The organism is Psychroserpens mesophilus (genome assembly GCF_050617655.1).
Lineage (GTDB): Bacteria > Bacteroidota > Bacteroidia > Flavobacteriales > Flavobacteriaceae > Psychroserpens > Psychroserpens mesophilus_A.
In genome coordinates this window covers 1-234 of record NZ_JBODQC010000528.1, presented here as the reverse complement: position 1 = coordinate 234, position 234 = coordinate 1, and the positions used below count along the sequence as shown (strand labels likewise).

The following is a 234-nucleotide window of genomic DNA, read 5'->3' as shown; positions in this document are numbered from 1 at the left end:
CGAAGTGCTGACCATTTCGGACCCCGAGATCTTTGCCGCCAAAGATGCCATCGTCGATTATTACAAAGTACAGACGGACCGGCCAACGGCCTCCCTGATCGACAATACCTACATCGACCAGAAAACCAACAGCCAGGTAAGCGTCCATACGTTCTCCTTTGGGGGCAACCTCACCCGGAACAACCTGAATTTCTACCAGGACGGGAACCATATGAATTCCATCCTGAAAGGGGT

General features: G+C 52.1%; 1 protein-coding gene. It reads left to right on the top strand.

The genetic code is table 11. The features are described 5' to 3' along the window. On the top strand, positions 1-234 hold a 234-nt coding region (locus tag ACRHNM_RS18270; protein WP_431138043.1), incomplete at both ends, for a SufD family Fe-S cluster assembly protein.